We start from the raw sequence: 15,570 nt of genomic DNA, 5'->3' as shown, positions 1-15,570 counted from the left end.
GTCAAACTCAGGCATCCCTGGACTCATCCTGCGAATTGGCTGAAAGCGGGGCGACGGGAGCGTCGGCGGGCACGTCGGCGGAGACCTCAAGGGCCTCCTCCGCGGGCTCTTCGGGTTCCGGTGCCAGCAGGTCGGGGTCGAGGTCGAGGCGCACCCGGAAGACGGTGCCCACGCCGACCTCGGTGTGCACGGTGACGCGCCCGTTGTGCGCGGCGACCAGCGCCGACACGATCGCCAGGCCGAGCCCGGAGCCGCCGGACTGCCGTCCGCGCGCCGGGTCGACGCGGTAGAAGCGCTCGAAGACGCGCTCGGCCTGGTCGGGGGTCATGCCGGGGCCCTCGTCGGCGACCTCCAGGTAGGCGTGGACGCCTTCGGCGTACACGCGGACCTCGATGGGCGTCTCCGGCGGGGTGTGCGCCAGCGCGTTGGCCAGCAGGTTCGACAGGATCTGCCGCAGCCGCAGCTCGTCGCCGAGCACGATCAGCGGCCCGCGCCCGACCTTCAGGTCGAGCGGGCGCTCGGGGTGGGTGACCTTGGCGCCGGTGACGCCGTCGGCGGCCAGCGACAGCAGGTCCACCGGGTCGGCCTGGACCGGGCGCTCCCGGTCGAGGCGGGCCAGCAGCAGCAGGTCCTCCACGAGCAGGCCCATGCGCTTGGCCTCGTCCTCGATGCGGCGCATGCTGGCGGCGACCTCTTCGGGCCCGGCCGAGTCGCCGCGCTGGCGGTAGAGCTCGGCGAAGCCGCGGACGGTGGTCAGCGGGGTGCGCAGCTCGTGGCTGGCGTCGGCGATGAACCGGCGCATCTTCTCCTCCGAGCGCAGCGCCTGCGCCTCGGAGGCCGTGGCGGCGGCGAAGGCGGTCTCGATCTGCCCGAGCATGGTGTTCAGGGCCGCGCCCAGTTGCCCGACCTCGGTGCGCACGTCGTGCTGCGGGACGCGCCGGGACAGGTCGCCGGCGGCGATGGCGACGGCGGTGGCCTCCATCTGGCGCAGCGGGTTGAGGCTGGCGCGGATCATCGCCACGCCGATGCTGGCCAGGGCGATGAGGACGGCGGTGCCGACCAGCAGGTCGATGGTGGTCAGCTCGGCGACGGTGGCGGTGACGTCCTTGAGGTCGACGCCGACGCCGACGATGTGCTGCTCGCCGGAGGAGTTCACGGTGGCGACGCGGGTGACGAAGCGCCAGCGGGTCTTGCCGTCGGCGGAGGCGATGGTGTACGCCTCGCCGCCCAGGTGGCTCTCCAGCTGGACCTGGATGTCCTCGGCGGCCACGCCCGAGAACGGCAGTGACGACGGCAGCTCACCGCTGTGCAGGTACAGGTAGTACAGGCCGCCATCGGCGTTCACGTCGGGCCACATGATGATGGTGTCCGACGGCGTCGACAGCAGCTGCTTGGTCTTGGGGTCGAAGGCGATCTGCAGCTGCCCGCTGTAGCGGCTGGCGAGCTCCTCGTCGACGCGGTCGGTGAGGACGCTGTCGAGGCGGGTCACGCTGACCACGCTCATGAGCACGAGGGCTCCGGCGACCAGCAACAGCATGGACGCCATGAGTTTGACCCTCAGGGGGGTGCGCTGCCAGCCTCCGCGGACCGCGCTGACTCTCGGAACGCTCATCTCTACTGCGGGGACCTCAGGACGTAGCCGATGCCGCGCAGGGTCTGGATGAGGCGCGGCTCCATGTTGTCTATCTTGCGGCGCAGGTAGGACACGTAGGACTCCACGATGCCGTCGTCGCCGCGGAAGTCGTAGCGCCAGACGTGGTCGAGGATCTGCGCCTTGGACAGCACGCGCCCGGCGTTGACCATGAAGTAGCGCAGGAGCTTGAACTCGGTCGGCGAGAGCTGGACGGTGCGCCCGGCGCGCCAGACCTCGTGGGTCTCCTCGTCGAGCTCCAGGTCGGCGTACTTCAGGCGCGGGGGCGGGGTCACGTCGCCCTGGGTGCGGCGCAGCACGGCGCGCAGGCGGGCGATGACCTCCTCCAGGCTGAAGGGCTTGGTGACGTAGTCGTCGCCGCCCAGGGTCAGCCCGCGGACCTTGTCCTCGGTGGCGTCGCGCGCGGTGAGGTACACGATGGGGGTCCGGTCGGAGCCGGAGCGCACCCGGCGGGCGACCTCGAAGCCGTCGAAGTCGGGGAGCATGACGTCGAGGACGATCAGGTCGGGCCGGTGCCTGGACACCGCCCGCACGGCCTCTTCGCCACCGCTGGCCGTGTGCACGGCGAAGCCCGCGTAGCGCAGGCTGGTGGCCAGCAACTCGCAGATGTTCGGGTCGTCCTCGACCACGAGCAGCGTCGCCTCCGCCTCGGTGGCGGCGCGGTTCTTCTCCCCTACCGGCATGAGTCCATCTTGCGCCCCCTGTCCCCGACGAGGCTGGACATCGGCTGAGAGCTTCCTGGCAATGGGGTGGGCGGCGCCTCCGGGGCCGCCGACTGCCAGACTGCCCACGTCAGTGACGTCCCCGAGGGAGCCGAGATGACCGCGACCGTGACCGTCCCCGCCCGCTTCTGCGGCCCGCCCGACTCCGGCAACGGCGGCTACACCAGCGGCCTGATCGCGGGGGCGGCGCCGTGGGACGCGGTGACGGTGACCCTGCGCGTCCCGCCGCCCCTGGACGTCGCCATGACCGTCGAGCCCGGTGAGACGGTCCGCGTGCGGCACGGCGAGGTCCTGGTGGCCGAGGCCACCGAGGCGGCACCGGACGCGTTCGCCGCGCCCGTCGAGCCCGGCGATCCGGCCCTGGCCGGTCCATATCCCGGACTGGCGCACCACCCGTTCCCGACCTGCTTCACGTGCGGTCCGCGCTCGGCCACCGGCCTCCACCTGGCCCCGGGCCGCCTCCCGGACGGCCGCACGATCGCGACATGGCGGGTTCCCGCCGAGGTCGGCGCTCCCACGATGTGGGCGGCTCTGGACTGTCCGGGCGGATGGGTCAACGATCTGGAGCAGAACCCGCGACTCCTCGGGCGCCTCACCGGACAAGTGAGGCATATCCCACAGCCGGGAGAGAACTGCCTGGTCATGGGACGACTGGACGGGTTGTCGGGACGCAAGGCGGCGGTCACGACGACGCTGTACGGCGAGAACGGGCGCGTTCTCGCGCAGGCCCAGGCCGTGTGGATCTCCATCGCGCGCTGACCTGCGCGTTTACCGTCCACATTGGAAAAGAAACCGTCCGGTTCAGCCCGAAAAAACACTCCGGCCGCACGTCGACAGACCGGCGAGGCGCTAGTACCGTTGCCAGCTCAAGGCAAGCCGACCGCTGGTCCCAATCGGCTAACAAATCGGTTACGCTGGTCTCTCCGCCGAGCCCGCACGCGTGATCGAGCTGTGCGCGGACCGGGCCGCCGGTGGCGGACCGCCTCGGTTTCGAGAGAGATCTGCGAGCGCGCCGGCTCATCCGCCGCGCGCCCCGGTACGACCTGCACGAGACGATGACGAGTCGACGACGATGAGGGTGCGATGACGCTGTCAATCGAGACCCACACGGCCCCTGACGGCCGAGTGACTCTGGCACTACGCGGCGAGGTCGATTACGCGACCGCTCCGAGGATCCGGGAGTCGATCACCGAGATCCTCGCCACCGACAAGGCCAAATCGATCCACGTGGACGTGGCGGGCGTGACCGTCCTCGACTCCACCGGCATCGGCACGCTCGTGGTCGGATACCGCATCGCCCGGGACGTGGGCGTCACGGTCACCGTCACCAACCCCAGCCGTTTCATCACCCGCCTCTTCACGGTGGTCGGCGCCCAGGAGCTCCTGGAAGAGCAGACGGACGCCTTCGCGGTCGCTCCCACGAGAGCGACCTGAGTCACGGCGAGTATGAATTAGTACACCCGTACCGGTGGATGACCTGCGCTTGGGCTCCGGGCGGGTGCGCTTCGCCCTGCCCGCCGACGTAGCCTGTAGCGCAGGACTACCCATGCCATTCATAAAGCTGTAGAAGAGGCGATGACGGCCGTGTCGACCGACAGCAGTTCGACAAGCAAAGAACAGACGCTCGCGGAGTTCGGACCCAACGAGTGGATCGTCGAGGAGATGTACCAGCGGTACCTCGAAGATCCCTCCAGTGTCGAGCCGACGTGGCACGAGTTCTTCGGTGACTACAAGAAGGCGCAGCCCGAGCCCGCCGCCCCCGCGGCACCCGTGGCCACCCCCCAGACCCCCGCGGCACCCGCCGTGAGCGCTCCGGCGCCCGCGAAGCCCGCACCGGCCGCCGCCAAGCCCGCGGCCGCCCCGGCCAAGGCCACCGTCCCGGTCGCCGAGGACGACAAGGTCGTCCCGCTCAAGGGCGTGGCGGCCAAGGTCGCGCAGAACATGGACGCCTCGCTGGAGGTGCCGACCGCGACGAGCGTGCGCGCCGTCCCGGCGAAGCTGCTGTCCGACAACCGCATCGTGATCAACAACCACCTCAAGCGTGGCCGCGGCGGCAAGGTCAGCTTCACGCACCTCATCGGCTACGCCCTGATCAAGGCCCTGTCCACGCATCCGGAGATGAACAACCATTTCCGGACCGCCGAGGGCAAGCCCGAGCTGGTCCAGCCCGCCCACGTGAACCTGGGTCTGGCGATCGACCTCCAGAAGCCCGACGGCAGCCGCACTCTCGTGGTCCCCTCCATCAAGGGCTGCGAGACGATGGACTTCCGCCAGTTCTGGCAGGCCTACGAGGACATCGTCCGCAAGGCCCGCAACAACAAGCTCGGCATGGACGACTACGCCGGCACCACCGTGACCCTGACCAACCCCGGCGGCATCGGCACCGTGCACTCGGTTCCGCGCCTCATGCTGGGCCAGGGCACGATCATCGGCGTCGGCGCGATGGAGTACCCGGCGCAGTTCGCCGGGGCGTCCGAGGAGACCATCACCGACCTGGGCGTCTCCAAGACGATCACGGTGACCTCGACCTACGACCACCGCATCATCCAGGGCGCGCAGTCGGGCGAGTTCCTCAAGCGCATGCACGAGCTGCTGCTGGGCGCCGACGGCTTCTACGACGAGATCTTCACGTCGCTGCGGCTGCCGTACGAGCCGGTGCGCTGGGTCCGCGACGTCGCGGGCACCTCCGAGGGCACCATCGACAAGACCGCCCGCGTGATCGAGCTGATCCGCTCCTACCGGGTCCGCGGCCACCTGATGGCCGACACCGACCCGCTGGAGTTCGAGATCCGCCGCCACCCGGACCTCGACATCCTCCAGCACGGCCTGACCCTGTGGGACCTGGACCGGGTCTTCCCGGTCGGCGGTTTCGCCGGTCAGCGCACGATGAAGCTGCGCGACATCCTGGGCGTCCTGCGCGAGTCGTACTGCCGCCGCGTGGGCATCGAGTACATGCACATCCAGGACCCCGAGGAGCGCGCCTGGATCCAGGAGCGCGTCGAGAAGCCCTACGAGAAGCCCTCGACCGACGAGCAGAAGCACATCCTGGGCCGCCTGAACGCCGCCGAGGCCTTCGAGACGTTCCTGGGCACCAAGTACGTCGGGCAGAAGCGCTTCTCCCTTGAGGGCGGCGAGTCGCTGATCCCGCTGCTGGACGAGGTCCTGTCGAACGCGGCCCGCGAGGGCCTCGACGAGGTCGTCGTCGGCATGGCCCACCGCGGCCGCCTGAACGTGCTGGCGAACATCGTCGGCAAGCCCGTGGAGAAGATCTTCAACGAGTTCGAGGGTCAGATGGACCCGAAGAGCACGCAGGGCTCCGGGGACGTCAAGTACCACCTCGGCATGACGGGCAAGTTCACCACCGCCGACGGCAAGCACGTCACCACGTCCTCGATCGTGGCCAACCCCTCGCACCTGGAGGCGGTCGACCCGGTCCTGGAGGGCATCGTCCGCGCCAAGCAGGACCGCATCAACCTCGGCCTGGCCGGGTTCACCGTCCTGCCGGTGCTGATCCACGGTGACGCGGCCTTCGCCGGTCAGGGCGTGGTCGCCGAGACCCTGAACCTGTCGCAGCTGCGCGGCTACCGCACCGGCGGCACCGTGCACGTCGTGATCAACAACCAGGTCGGTTTCACCACCGCCCCGGAGTTCTCCCGTTCCTCGCTGTACTCCACCGACGTGGCGCGCATGATCCAGGCGCCGATCTTCCACGTCAACGGCGACGACCCGGAGGCCGTGGTCCGCGTGGCCGCGCTGGCCTTCGAGTACCGCCAGGCGTTCAACAAGGACGTCGTCATCGACATGCTCTGCTACCGCCGCCGCGGTCACAACGAGGGCGACGACCCGTCGATGACCAACCCGCTGATGTACCAGATCATCGACCAGAAGCGCTCGGTGCGAAAGCTCTACACCGAGGCCCTGATCGGGCGCGGCGACATCACGCTGGAAGAGGCCGAGGAGGCCCTGCGCGACTACTCGTCGAAGCTGGAGGAGGTGTTCCGGCTGACCAAGCAGGCCAACGGGAACGTCCAGCCGACGCCGCGCCGCCACGTCGCCGAGCCCGAGATCGAGGTCGAGACCGCGATCCCGGCCGAGCTCGTCAAGCGCATCGGCGACGCGCAGGTCTCCTACCCGGAGGGCTTCACGCCGCACAAGCGCGTCAAGCAGGTCCTGGAGCGGCGCGCCAAGGCCGCCGTCGAGGGCGGCATCGACTGGTCCTTCGGTGAGATCCTCGCCTTCGGCTCGCTGGTCAACCAGGGCGTGAACGTGCGCCTGGCCGGTCAGGACTCCCGCCGCGGCACCTTCGTGCAGCGCCACTCGGTGGTCGTGGACAACAACAACGAGGCCGACTACACCCCCATCGCGACCGTCGCGGCGGAGAACACCCGCTTCTGGGTGCACGACTCGCTGCTGTCGGAGTACGCCGCGATGGGCTTCGAGTACGGCTACTCGGTGGAGCGTCCCGACGCGCTGGTGCTGTGGGAGGCGCAGTTCGGCGACTTCGCCAATGGCGCGCAGTCGGTCGTCGACGAGTTCATCTCCTCCGGCGAGGCCAAGTGGGGACAGCGCTCCGGCGTGACCCTGCTGCTCCCGCACGGCCAGGAGGGCCAGGGCCCGGACCACACGTCCGGCCGCCCCGAGCGCTACCTGCAGCTGTGCGCCGAGGACAACATGCGCATCGCCAACTGCACCACCCCGGCCAACTACTTCCACCTGCTGCGCCGCCAGGCGCTGTCGCCGAAGAAGAAGCCGCTGGTGGTGTTCACGCCGAAGTCGCTGCTGCGGCACAAGGCGGCGGTCTCGTCGGTGGAGGACTTCACCAACGGGAAGTTCCAGCCGGTGCTGGCCGACCCGGCCGTCCTCGACGCGTCGAAGGTGACCCGGGTCCTCATGTGCTCCGGCAAGGTCTACTACGACCTCGCCGCCGCCCGTGAGCAGCGCGGCATCACCGACACCGCGATCATCCGCCTGGAGCAGCTCTACCCGCTCCCGGTGGAGGAGGTCCGCGCGGCGCTGGCGCAGTACCCGAACGCCACCGAGTACGCCTGGGTCCAAGAGGAGCCGGCCAACCAGGGCGCCTGGAGCCACATCGCCCTGAACCTGCTGGAGCACCTCGACGGGGTCCGCCTGCAGCGCCTGTCCCGCCCCGCGGCCGCCGCGCCGTCGGTGGGCTCGGCGAAGATCCACGACGTGGAGCAGCAGGCCCTCATCGACGTCGCGATGCCGAAGGGCGCCTGACACCGATGTACTACACCGACCGAGGCATCGAGGAGCTGGAGAACCGGCGCGGCGAAGAGGAGGTCACCCTCGAATGGGTGGCCGCCCGGCTGCGCGAGTTCGTCGATGACAACCCCGAGTTCGAGGTCCCCATCGAGCGGCTGGCGACCTGGCTGGCACGGCTCGATGACGAGGACGACGACGAGTAGGACGGTTCGACACGGAGGCCGCGCCCGGTGGGCGCGGCCTCCGTCCGTTTCAAGGGGGGACATGGGCAACACCTTCACCGCGCGCGGCACGACCGCCGTCCCCGACGCGCTGAGCCTCAGCAACGGCGGCACCGACGCCTTCTTCGACGTGCTCATGCCCGCCGCCTGCGACCTGGCCGCCACGCCCTGGGAGCTGCGCCTGGCGGTCCTGCTGGTCGACTCCGGGCACCGCCACCTCGGCGTGTGGGAGGGCTTCGACCTGGCCGAGCTGCCCTGGACCGGCGGGTGGCCGCACGAGAAGGCGTTCCTGCTGCGCGTCATCGACCTCGCCGCCACCGGCCACGGCCGGGACCGGCTCGGCTACGAGCCGCCGTTCGCGGCGGGCTACCTGGCCGACTACCGCGCGATGGCCGCCGGGTTCACCCCCGTCCCCGCCGTGGGAACCGGCTGGGACGCGCCGCCCGATCCGCGCCATGTCGAGCGCTGCCGGGAGCACGGGCTGTTCCACGGCTCGTACGGCTGCCCGTGGGACGGCCGACCGGCCTGGCGCGTCCCCACGCCCCCCCTGTGCTGAAATCTCTTCATGACCAAGATCCGCTGGGGAATCCTCGCCACCGGGGGCATCGCCTCCGCCTTCACCGCCGACCTGAAGCTCATCCCCGACGCCGAGGTCGCCGCCGTCGGCTCGCGCACCCTCGACTCCGCGCGCGCCTTCGCCGGGAAGCACGGCGTCCCCCGCGCCCACGGATCCTGGGCCGAGCTCGCCGCCGACCCCGGCGTCGACATCATCTACATCGCCACCACCCACAACGCGCACTACGACGCCGCCGAGCTGTGCCTGCGCGCGGGCAAGCCGGTCCTGGTCGAGAAGCCCGTCACGGTCAACCTCGCCCAGGCCGAGCGGCTCATCGCGCTCGCCCGGGAGCGGGGCCTCTTCTTCATGGAGGCCATGTGGATGCGCTGCAACCCCGGCATCCGGCGGATGCTCGACCTGATCGCGGCGGGCGCGATCGGCGAGGTGAAGTCCGTGCACGCCGACTTCTCCCTCGGCGGGCCCTTCCCGCCCGAGCACCGGCTGCGCGATCCCGAGCTCGCCGGCGGCGGCCTGCTCGACCTGGGCGTGTACCCGGTCGCGTTCGCGCAGATGGTCCTCGGCGCGCCCGCGAGCGTCGCCGTCTCCGGCTGGCGGACCCCGGAGGGCGTGGACGCCATGGCGGGCCTGCTCCTGGGCTACGAGCGGGCCGTCGCCGCGCTCACCTGCGGCATCGAGTCGGCCTCGCCGTGCGTCGCGCAGGTCACCGGCTCCGAGGGCTTCTTCGAGCTGGCCGCGCCCTTCTTCCGGCCCTCGGCGATCCGCCTCACGCGCGGCACCACCGAGGAGGAGTACGCCGTGGAGGAGCTGGACGTCGCCTACACCGGGACGGGCCTGTTCCACGAGGCCGTGGAGGCCATGCGCTGCCTGCGGGCGGGCCTCACCGAGAGCCCGATGGTCCCGTGGCGGGCGACCCTCGACGTGATGGCGACCCTGGACGAGGCCAGGCGCCGGCTGGGCGTGGCCTACCCGGGGGAGTGAGGGCGGCGCCACTCGCGCGGGGTCGTTAACCTACCTGGTATGCACCCCTGGCACGAGTCCGGCGGCGGCGAACCGGTCATCGATCTGGGCGCCGTCGACGGCGAGTCCACCTGGGAGCCCGCCGACACCCCGGCTCCGCGCGACCGTCCCCCCGCCCAGCCCTCCACGCGCTGGGTGCTGGTGACGGTGACGATCGTGCTCACCGCCGTGGCCACGCTCGCCTCGGCGGTGCTGTTCCAGCGGTGCACGGCACCCGAGACGCCGCCCGCGGCGGCGCCCCCGCCGAACAACGCCGCCGAGCTGACCCGGTGGGTCCTGAGCGAGGCCCCGGCCGAGTTCGAGGGCGAGGTCATGCTGCTCTCCCAGCTGGGCGGCCCGCCCACCGGCGAGGTGGCGCGTGTGGTGGCCCCGGGGTCCTACCGCCTGCACATGCGCTGCGGGATGCTCGGCGCGCAGGCGCGGCGGCTGACCACCAGCTTCGACCTCCAGGTGTCCACCACGGCCGGGGCGTACATGGTGAGCATGCCGTGCCCGTCGACGGTGGTGCGCATGGAGCACGTGCTGACCTTCACCGAGCTGGGCGGACTGTCCCTCGGCGGATACCTGAGCGCGCCGGAGGACGCCGCGCCCTACGTGGTCGCGGTGTGGCTCGTCCCCGAGGAGGGCGACTGACATGGGCCGTTTCACGTTCCCGCGCCGGCCCTGGCCGACCTCGGTGGTGGTGCTGCTGACCGCGATCATCGCCGCGGGCGCCGGTTACGCGCTGGCCGCCTCGCGTCCGGCGCCGCATGCCCCGAAGGACGCGCCGATGGCCCTGCAGAGCTGGGTCGCCGAGACGGCCCTGCCCGATCCCCTCGGCTCGGCCAAGGCGCCCGCGAAGGCCCTCGCCGAGCCGCCGGACGGTGCCCAGGTCGTGCACTCGATGGCGATGGCCTCGCTCAGCGAGTTCGGCACCGGCGGCATCCAGGCGCTCCCGGCGGGCCGCTACCTCGTCTACGCCGGCTGCAAGGCCGTCAACGCGCCGGCGGACTTCAAGAACGTCTCGGTCAACCTGAACATCGCCTACTCCGGGCGCACCGACTACACCTCCGTGCCCTGCCCGTCGAAGGCGACCGCGCCGGTGTTGCGGGTCAACGCGCCGCAGGACGTGGTCGTGCACGCCGGGTTCGAGGTGAACGTGCCCGACCCGGAGCGCGCCGGTGACACGATCTGGTCGACCGACGTCGGCGTCGCGCTGTTCTTCGTCCTTGAGTAGTCAGCCGAGCACCGAGTGCGTCGGGGTGAGCTCCGGCGTCGCCGAGCGCGTGACCACCCACGCGCCCAGCAGGTTCGGCAGCAGCGCGGCCACCGTCCCCGGCAGCCGGAACGCCAGGTAGCCGTCGGGCCGCACCAGGGCGAGGTCGCCGTCGCCGATGCGCATGCGCCGCCGCAGGTCGCCGCGCGAGTCCTCGATCGCGGGGACCGACGCGTCGCCCCCACCGAGAAGGTAGGGGCGCACGAGTCCGGTGTAGACCTCACCGACCTGCCGCAGCAGCCCCACCGCCGTCGCCCCCGCGCCGACGAGGAGGTAGCCGGGACTGCGCAGGAGCCGGTACAGCCCGCCCGCGTCCGGAACGCGGTCACCGGCCGCGCGGGCGCCGTGCTCGCGGTGCGAGCGGGAGAACGCGGTGTGCCGGTAGTGCGTGCCCAGCTGCGAGAACAGCCCGCCCACCCGGTCGCGGACGCCGCCGAGCCGCAGCACCCGCCGCAGCGGGCCGCGCAGGAGCCGCTCGCCGCGCAGGGCCTCGGCGGCCACCACCCGCCGCTCGGCGTGGTAGGTGTGCAGGAGGCTGTCGGAGGCCAGGCCCCGGCAGACGTAGGCGAGCTTCCAGGAGAGGTTCATCGCGTCCTGGACGGCCAGGTTCAGCCCCAGCCCGCCGGTGTCGGGGCTGCGGTGGGCGGCGTCCCCGGCGAAGAAGACGCGCCCGGCGCGGTAGTGGCCGAGCACGCCGCTCTCCTCGCTGCGGACGCCGAAACGCGCGGCCAGCCACGTCCCGGCGGTGTCGATGACGTAGCGGGCCAGGAACTCCTCGCCCCCGGCGCGCACGACCGCGCCGAGCGGCCCGTCGGACAGCGATTCCACCGGGGCGTCGACGATGGGGACGTTCAGGCGCGCGCCGAACTCGGCATCGGGCACCACCAGCATGTACGGGTAGGGCGTCTCGCCGCGGTCGAGGCCGACGGCGTAGTCGCCGACGCGGACCTCGCCGTACTGGCGTCCGGTGTGCCGCAGGTCGAGCCCGGCGGCGTCGAGCAGTTCGAGGGTGCGGGAGTGGAGGCGCACCTCGTGCGCGGCCCCCGGCGGCCCGCCGACCACCGCCGCCCGCACTCCGTGCCGGGCGAGTTCGGCGGCGGCCACCAGGCCCGCCGGTCCCGCGCCGATGACCAGTACGTCCACCGTGGTCGGCATCGCACGCTCCCCTCATCTGAGGAACCCGGGCCTGAATTATCCGTCCGGGTTCGCCGGTCGTGTACCCGATTCGGCGAAGGTCATAGCCCGGAGCTATGACCTCATCCCCGCGCGGGGTCTGCCGGTGGGCGGCGCGGAGGCGGAGGCTGGAGTCATGATCGACAGGTTCACCCACCACATCGGACCCAACTGGTTCGCCTCCGTCATGGGCACCGGCATCGTGGCCAACGCGGCGGCGGGACTGCCGGGCGCGCCGGGCTGGCTGCGCCCGGTCGCGGCGGTGGTGTGGGCCGCGGCGGCGGTGTGGCTGCTGGTGCTGTCGGTGGCCTTCGCCGCGCAGTGGCTCTCGGGGCGGGCGGGACGGCACCACGCCGACCCGGTGGCGGTGCAGTTCTACGGCGCTCCCCCGATGGCGCTGCTGACGGTGGGCGCGGGCGCGCTGACCTTCACCGGCAACGTCCCGGTGGCCTTCGGGCTGTGGCTGGCGGGGACGGTGGCGGGCCTGGTGAGCGCGGTGGCCGTCCCGTATCTGATGTTCACGCGCCCGGCCCTGTCGGGGGCGGCGCCCTTCGCGGGCTGGCTGATGCCGCTGGTGCCGCCGATGGTGTCGGCGGCCACCGGCGCGGCCCTGATCCCGCACGTGCCCGACGGGCAGCCGCGCCTGACGATGCTGCTGGCCTGCTACGCGATGTTCGGGCTGTCGCTGATGGCGACGCTGGTGCTGCTGCCGCAGATCTGGGGACGCCTGGCCGCGCACAAGCTCACCGCGCCGGTCCCGACCCTGTGGATCGTGCTAGGCCCGCTGGGGCAGTCGGCGACGGCCGCGGGCAACCTCGGCGGCGTCTCGGGACACCCGGGCCTGGCGGCACTGGGCACCGGCTACGGCGTCCTGGTGATGGGCTTCGCGCTGCTGTGGCTGGCGCTGGCCCTGGCGGTGACGCTGCGGAGCCTGCGGGAGGGCCTGCCGTTCACGCTGACCTGGTGGAGCTTCACGTTCCCGGTGGGGACGTGCGTGACGGGAGCGTCGGTGCTGTCGGCGCACACCGGCGCGGTGGTCTACGGCTGGCTCGCCTGGGCCCTGTACGCGGGCCTGCTCGGCGCGTGGGCGGTCACCGCCGCGCGCACCGCGCACGGACTGGTGACCGGCGCGCTCACGCCAGCAACCGCCGCAGTGCCGTCGGCGTCCCACCGGTGAGCGCCCGGACGGTGCGGGTCAGGTGGGCCTGGTCGGCGAAGCCGAGCTCGGCGGCCAGCCGCGCCAGGCCCGTCTCCCCCGCTTCGAGGCGGGCCAAGACGGCCGTCACCCGCAGCGTGTTGCGGTAGCGGGTGAGGGTCATGCCGGTCACGGCGGGAAAGGCCCGGCTGAGCCGGTAGGGCGAGACGCCCAGGTGCGCGGCGAGGGTGAACAGGCCGGCGGCCGACGGGTGTCCCGACGCCAGGGCCTCCCGCGCGGCGGCGACGGCGCGCCGGTCGGCGGGTGGCGCCGAGGCGGGCGTGGCGGCGTCCACGGCCTGGCTCAGGGCCCCGGTGAACAGCTCCAGGAGCTGCTCGGCCATCGCGTAACCCGGGTCGGCGGTGGCCCGCAGGAGACGCCGGTGGACCAGGTCGAGGCGAGCGTCGACGTAGAGCGCCGAACGGTCCACGCGCTCACCGGCGAGGGCCTCCCAGCGCTCGCCGGTCATGTGCACCGCCGTGCACTCGTCCCCGCCGCCGTCGGGATGCGCGAAGCGCTCCTCCTCGCCGAGGCGGGCGATGTAGGCGACGTCGGGGGCCAGCTCCAGGAGCCCGTCCCGGCCGCGCCGGCTGAAGCGTCCCGCGCGGACCAGGACCAGCGTGTAGGCGTCCCGCACCCCGGGCCGCCCCCACCCGCGCATCTCGTCGGCGCACACGACGGACTCCACGGTCAGTCCCGGCGCGGAGGCGATCGTCGTCTCGGACAGCACCCGGGCACGGTACCGGGCCGGTACGACAAGCCGTCCCCGCAAGAATCTTCAAGCCACCGGAGGCGGTCGCGGGCGAGTCTTGGCCGCGATCACCGATGAAGGGAAACACCATGAGCATCGCGACCGTGTCCGGCGTCGTCATCGACTGCCGCCGACCGCAGGCGCTGGCCGAGTTCTACGCGAAGGCCCTGGGGGGCACGGTCACCTCGGCCGACGACACCTGGGCCACCGTCGAGGCCGCCCCGCTGAACCTCTCGTTCCAGTTCGTCGCCGACTACGAGCACCCGGTCTGGCCGGGCGCCAAGTACCTGCACCTCGACCTCACCGTCGCCGATCGCGCAGCCGCCGTGAAGGCCCTCCTTGAGCTGGGTGCGACCCTCCCTCCGCACCAGCCGGGCGGGGAAGACTGGACGGTCCTGCTGGACCCCGCGGGTCATCCCTTCTGCGTGCTGTGACCGGACGCCCGGCGGAGCGGCGGGCCCGCTCCGCCGGGCGTTCCCCAACGGGCTCACGGTAGTTGGACGGTCGGGTGAAGATCGTTTCCGCCGCTCATGAACCACGGCGCCGGGCCAGCGCGAGCAGGTCCGCCGCCGGGCCCGCCGGGCGCGTGCCCGTACGCCACACCGCGCGCAGCCCGCGTCCCAGATCGACCTCGGCCACCGGGACCCTGACCAGCCGTCCCGAGGCCAGCTCGTCGGCGACGGCGAGGGAACTCAGGACCGCCGCGCCGTCCCCCGCCAGGACCGCGGCCTTCACCGCGGTCGTCGAGGCCAGCTCCAGCAGTGGCGCGACCGGCTCGGACCCGAGGGCGGCGGCGAGGGCCGCGCGCGTACCCGAACCCTCCTCACGGCAGATGAGCGCCGTCTCCCGCAGCTCACCCGGCGAAAGCGTCTGCCGCCTCGCCCAGCGGTGCTTCGGGGCCACGACCAGGACCAGCTCGTCACGGGCCACAACGGCCGAACGCAGGCCCTTCACCGGACCCGGGCCCTCGACGAAACCCAGATCGGCCTGCTCATCGCGGATCAGCTCGTGCACCACCGCGGAATTCGCCACCGCCAGCGAGACCGCGGTGTCCCGATTGGTCTCCTTCAGCGCCACCAGCCAGCCCGGCATCAGGTACTCGGCGATCGTGAGACTCGCGGCGATCTTCAGCCGCCGGTCACGCGTCTCGCGCAGGGCGTCGATACCCGAGTCCAGGACCCGCGCGGCGTCCACGACGGCGCTCGCCCACTCGACCATGAGGGTGCCGTCCTGGGTGAGGCGGGAACCCCGTGGGGTGCGGGTGATCAGGGGGACGCCGACCAGTCGCTCCATCGTGCGGATCCGGCGGCTCGCCGAGGGCTGGGAGATGCCGTGGGCGGAGGCGGCGCGGCCGATGCTGCCGAGCCTCGCGACGCTGACCAGGAGGTCGAGGGTGGGGAGGTCGGGGACGCGGGGGGAGAGGGGGGGCGTGCTGCTGGCGGTCGTGCTGATCATGGGGTTAGTGTGCCGGGTTTTGTGTTTTTTTGCGGGGCGCACGAGTGCCGTGCTGGTGCGCCCCGCCCCCGTTCGGGGCCGGAACCGACCCGCCCGCCGGTTCCGGACCCGGGGGAAGTCTGGCGCGGGGGGAGGGGTGGGGGCGATGGTTTCGGGGTGGGGCGAAATGAGGGGGGCGGCGTCTTCCCCTCGCCCTCTTCCCCCGCCCTCTTCCCCCACCCTCTTCCCCCACCCTCTTCCCCCGCCCTCTTCCCCCGCCCTCTTCCCCCGCCCTCTTCCCCCGCCCTCTTCCCCCGCCCTCTTTCGGCTTGCGGGCCGTGGGCCTCACCC

Annotated in this window: 15 protein-coding genes; 10 read left to right on the top strand and 5 right to left on the bottom strand. The window is 72.1% G+C overall.

Annotated features, from left to right (window positions below; translation table 11 throughout):
- Nucleotides 1-7: 7 nt before the first annotated feature.
- Both QSK10_RS31930 and QSK10_RS31925 read right to left on the bottom strand, forming a co-directional pair.
- Entirely contained in the window at nt 8-1,546 is a 1,539-nt protein-coding gene (locus QSK10_RS31930; protein WP_432705388.1) for a sensor histidine kinase, read from the bottom strand.
- Nucleotides 1,547-1,614: 68 nt separating this feature from the next.
- Nucleotides 1,615-2,334: a response regulator transcription factor gene (locus tag QSK10_RS31925; RefSeq protein ID WP_285667230.1), complete on the bottom strand. Its 720-nt coding sequence runs from the start codon at nt 2,332-2,334 to the stop codon at nt 1,615-1,617.
- Nucleotides 2,335-2,469: 135 nt separating this feature from the next.
- Here QSK10_RS31925 and QSK10_RS31920 point away from each other — a divergent pair, with 135 nt between their 5' ends.
- The 8 genes from QSK10_RS31920 (at nt 2,470) to QSK10_RS31885 (ending at nt 10,627) form a co-directional block, all read left to right on the top strand.
- Nucleotides 2,470-3,132, top strand: coding sequence for a hypothetical protein (locus QSK10_RS31920; RefSeq protein WP_285667229.1), 663 nt, complete (start codon nt 2,470-2,472; stop codon nt 3,130-3,132).
- Nucleotides 3,133-3,456: 324 nt separating this feature from the next.
- The gene (locus QSK10_RS31915; protein ID WP_285667228.1) at nt 3,457-3,807 is read left to right on the top strand and encodes an STAS domain-containing protein; all 351 of its coding nucleotides are present in this window, start codon (nt 3,457-3,459) and stop codon (nt 3,805-3,807) included.
- 141 nt (nt 3,808-3,948) lie between these two features.
- A complete protein-coding gene (locus QSK10_RS31910) occupies nt 3,949-7,611 on the top strand; it encodes a multifunctional oxoglutarate decarboxylase/oxoglutarate dehydrogenase thiamine pyrophosphate-binding subunit/dihydrolipoyllysine-residue succinyltransferase subunit (RefSeq protein ID WP_285667227.1) in 3,663 nt (1,220 codons plus the stop codon).
- A 5-nt stretch (nt 7,612-7,616) separates the two neighbouring features.
- Nucleotides 7,617-7,799 carry a DUF6104 family protein gene (locus QSK10_RS31905; RefSeq protein ID WP_285667226.1) on the top strand — a complete coding sequence of 61 codons (183 nt, stop codon included), beginning with the start codon at nt 7,617-7,619 and terminating at the stop codon, nt 7,797-7,799.
- A 61-nt stretch (nt 7,800-7,860) separates the two neighbouring features.
- Nucleotides 7,861-8,373: a hypothetical protein gene (locus tag QSK10_RS31900; protein ID WP_285667225.1), complete on the top strand. Its 513-nt coding sequence runs from the start codon at nt 7,861-7,863 to the stop codon at nt 8,371-8,373.
- Between the two features lie 9 nt (nt 8,374-8,382).
- Nucleotides 8,383-9,372, top strand: coding sequence for a Gfo/Idh/MocA family protein (locus QSK10_RS31895; RefSeq protein ID WP_285667224.1), 990 nt, complete (start codon nt 8,383-8,385; stop codon nt 9,370-9,372).
- Between the two features lie 39 nt (nt 9,373-9,411).
- Nucleotides 9,412-10,044: a hypothetical protein gene (locus QSK10_RS31890; protein WP_285667223.1), complete on the top strand. Its 633-nt coding sequence runs from the start codon at nt 9,412-9,414 to the stop codon at nt 10,042-10,044.
- A gap of 1 nt (nt 10,045) precedes the next feature.
- Nucleotides 10,046-10,627 carry a hypothetical protein gene (locus QSK10_RS31885; protein ID WP_285667222.1) on the top strand — a complete coding sequence of 194 codons (582 nt, stop codon included), beginning with the start codon at nt 10,046-10,048 and terminating at the stop codon, nt 10,625-10,627.
- On the opposite strand, the gene QSK10_RS31880 is transcribed toward QSK10_RS31885, so the two are convergent.
- A complete protein-coding gene (locus QSK10_RS31880) occupies nt 10,628-11,821 on the bottom strand; it encodes an FAD-dependent monooxygenase (RefSeq protein WP_285667221.1) in 1,194 nt (397 codons plus the stop codon).
- Between the two features lie 154 nt (nt 11,822-11,975).
- Between QSK10_RS31880 and QSK10_RS31875 the strand changes: the two genes are divergently transcribed.
- The gene (locus tag QSK10_RS31875; protein ID WP_285667220.1) at nt 11,976-13,016 is read left to right on the top strand and encodes a TDT family transporter; all 1,041 of its coding nucleotides are present in this window, start codon (nt 11,976-11,978) and stop codon (nt 13,014-13,016) included.
- On the opposite strand, the gene QSK10_RS31870 is transcribed toward QSK10_RS31875, so the two are convergent.
- The gene (locus tag QSK10_RS31870; protein WP_285667219.1) at nt 12,973-13,764 is read right to left on the bottom strand and encodes a helix-turn-helix domain-containing protein; all 792 of its coding nucleotides are present in this window, start codon (nt 13,762-13,764) and stop codon (nt 12,973-12,975) included. The two genes, QSK10_RS31875 and QSK10_RS31870, sit on opposite strands and share 44 nt — an antisense overlap.
- A 110-nt stretch (nt 13,765-13,874) precedes the next feature.
- On the opposite strand from QSK10_RS31870, the gene QSK10_RS31865 reads away from it, so the two are divergent.
- On the top strand, nt 13,875-14,219 hold the full coding sequence (locus QSK10_RS31865; protein ID WP_285667218.1) for a VOC family protein: 345 nt from the start codon (nt 13,875-13,877) through the stop codon (nt 14,217-14,219).
- A 94-nt stretch (nt 14,220-14,313) separates the two neighbouring features.
- Here the strand turns inward: QSK10_RS31865 and QSK10_RS31860 are convergent, their stop codons facing one another.
- Complete coding sequence (locus QSK10_RS31860; protein ID WP_285667216.1) at nt 14,314-15,240, bottom strand: LysR family transcriptional regulator; 927 nt, start codon at nt 15,238-15,240, stop codon at nt 14,314-14,316.
- Nucleotides 15,241-15,570: the final 330 nt, after the last annotated feature.

This window comes from Actinorhabdospora filicis (assembly GCF_030269765.1).
GTDB lineage: Bacteria > Actinomycetota > Actinomycetes > Mycobacteriales > Micromonosporaceae > Actinorhabdospora > Actinorhabdospora filicis.
The sequence above is the reverse complement of the archived record's forward strand: the minus strand, read 5'-3'. Positions and strand labels throughout refer to the sequence as shown.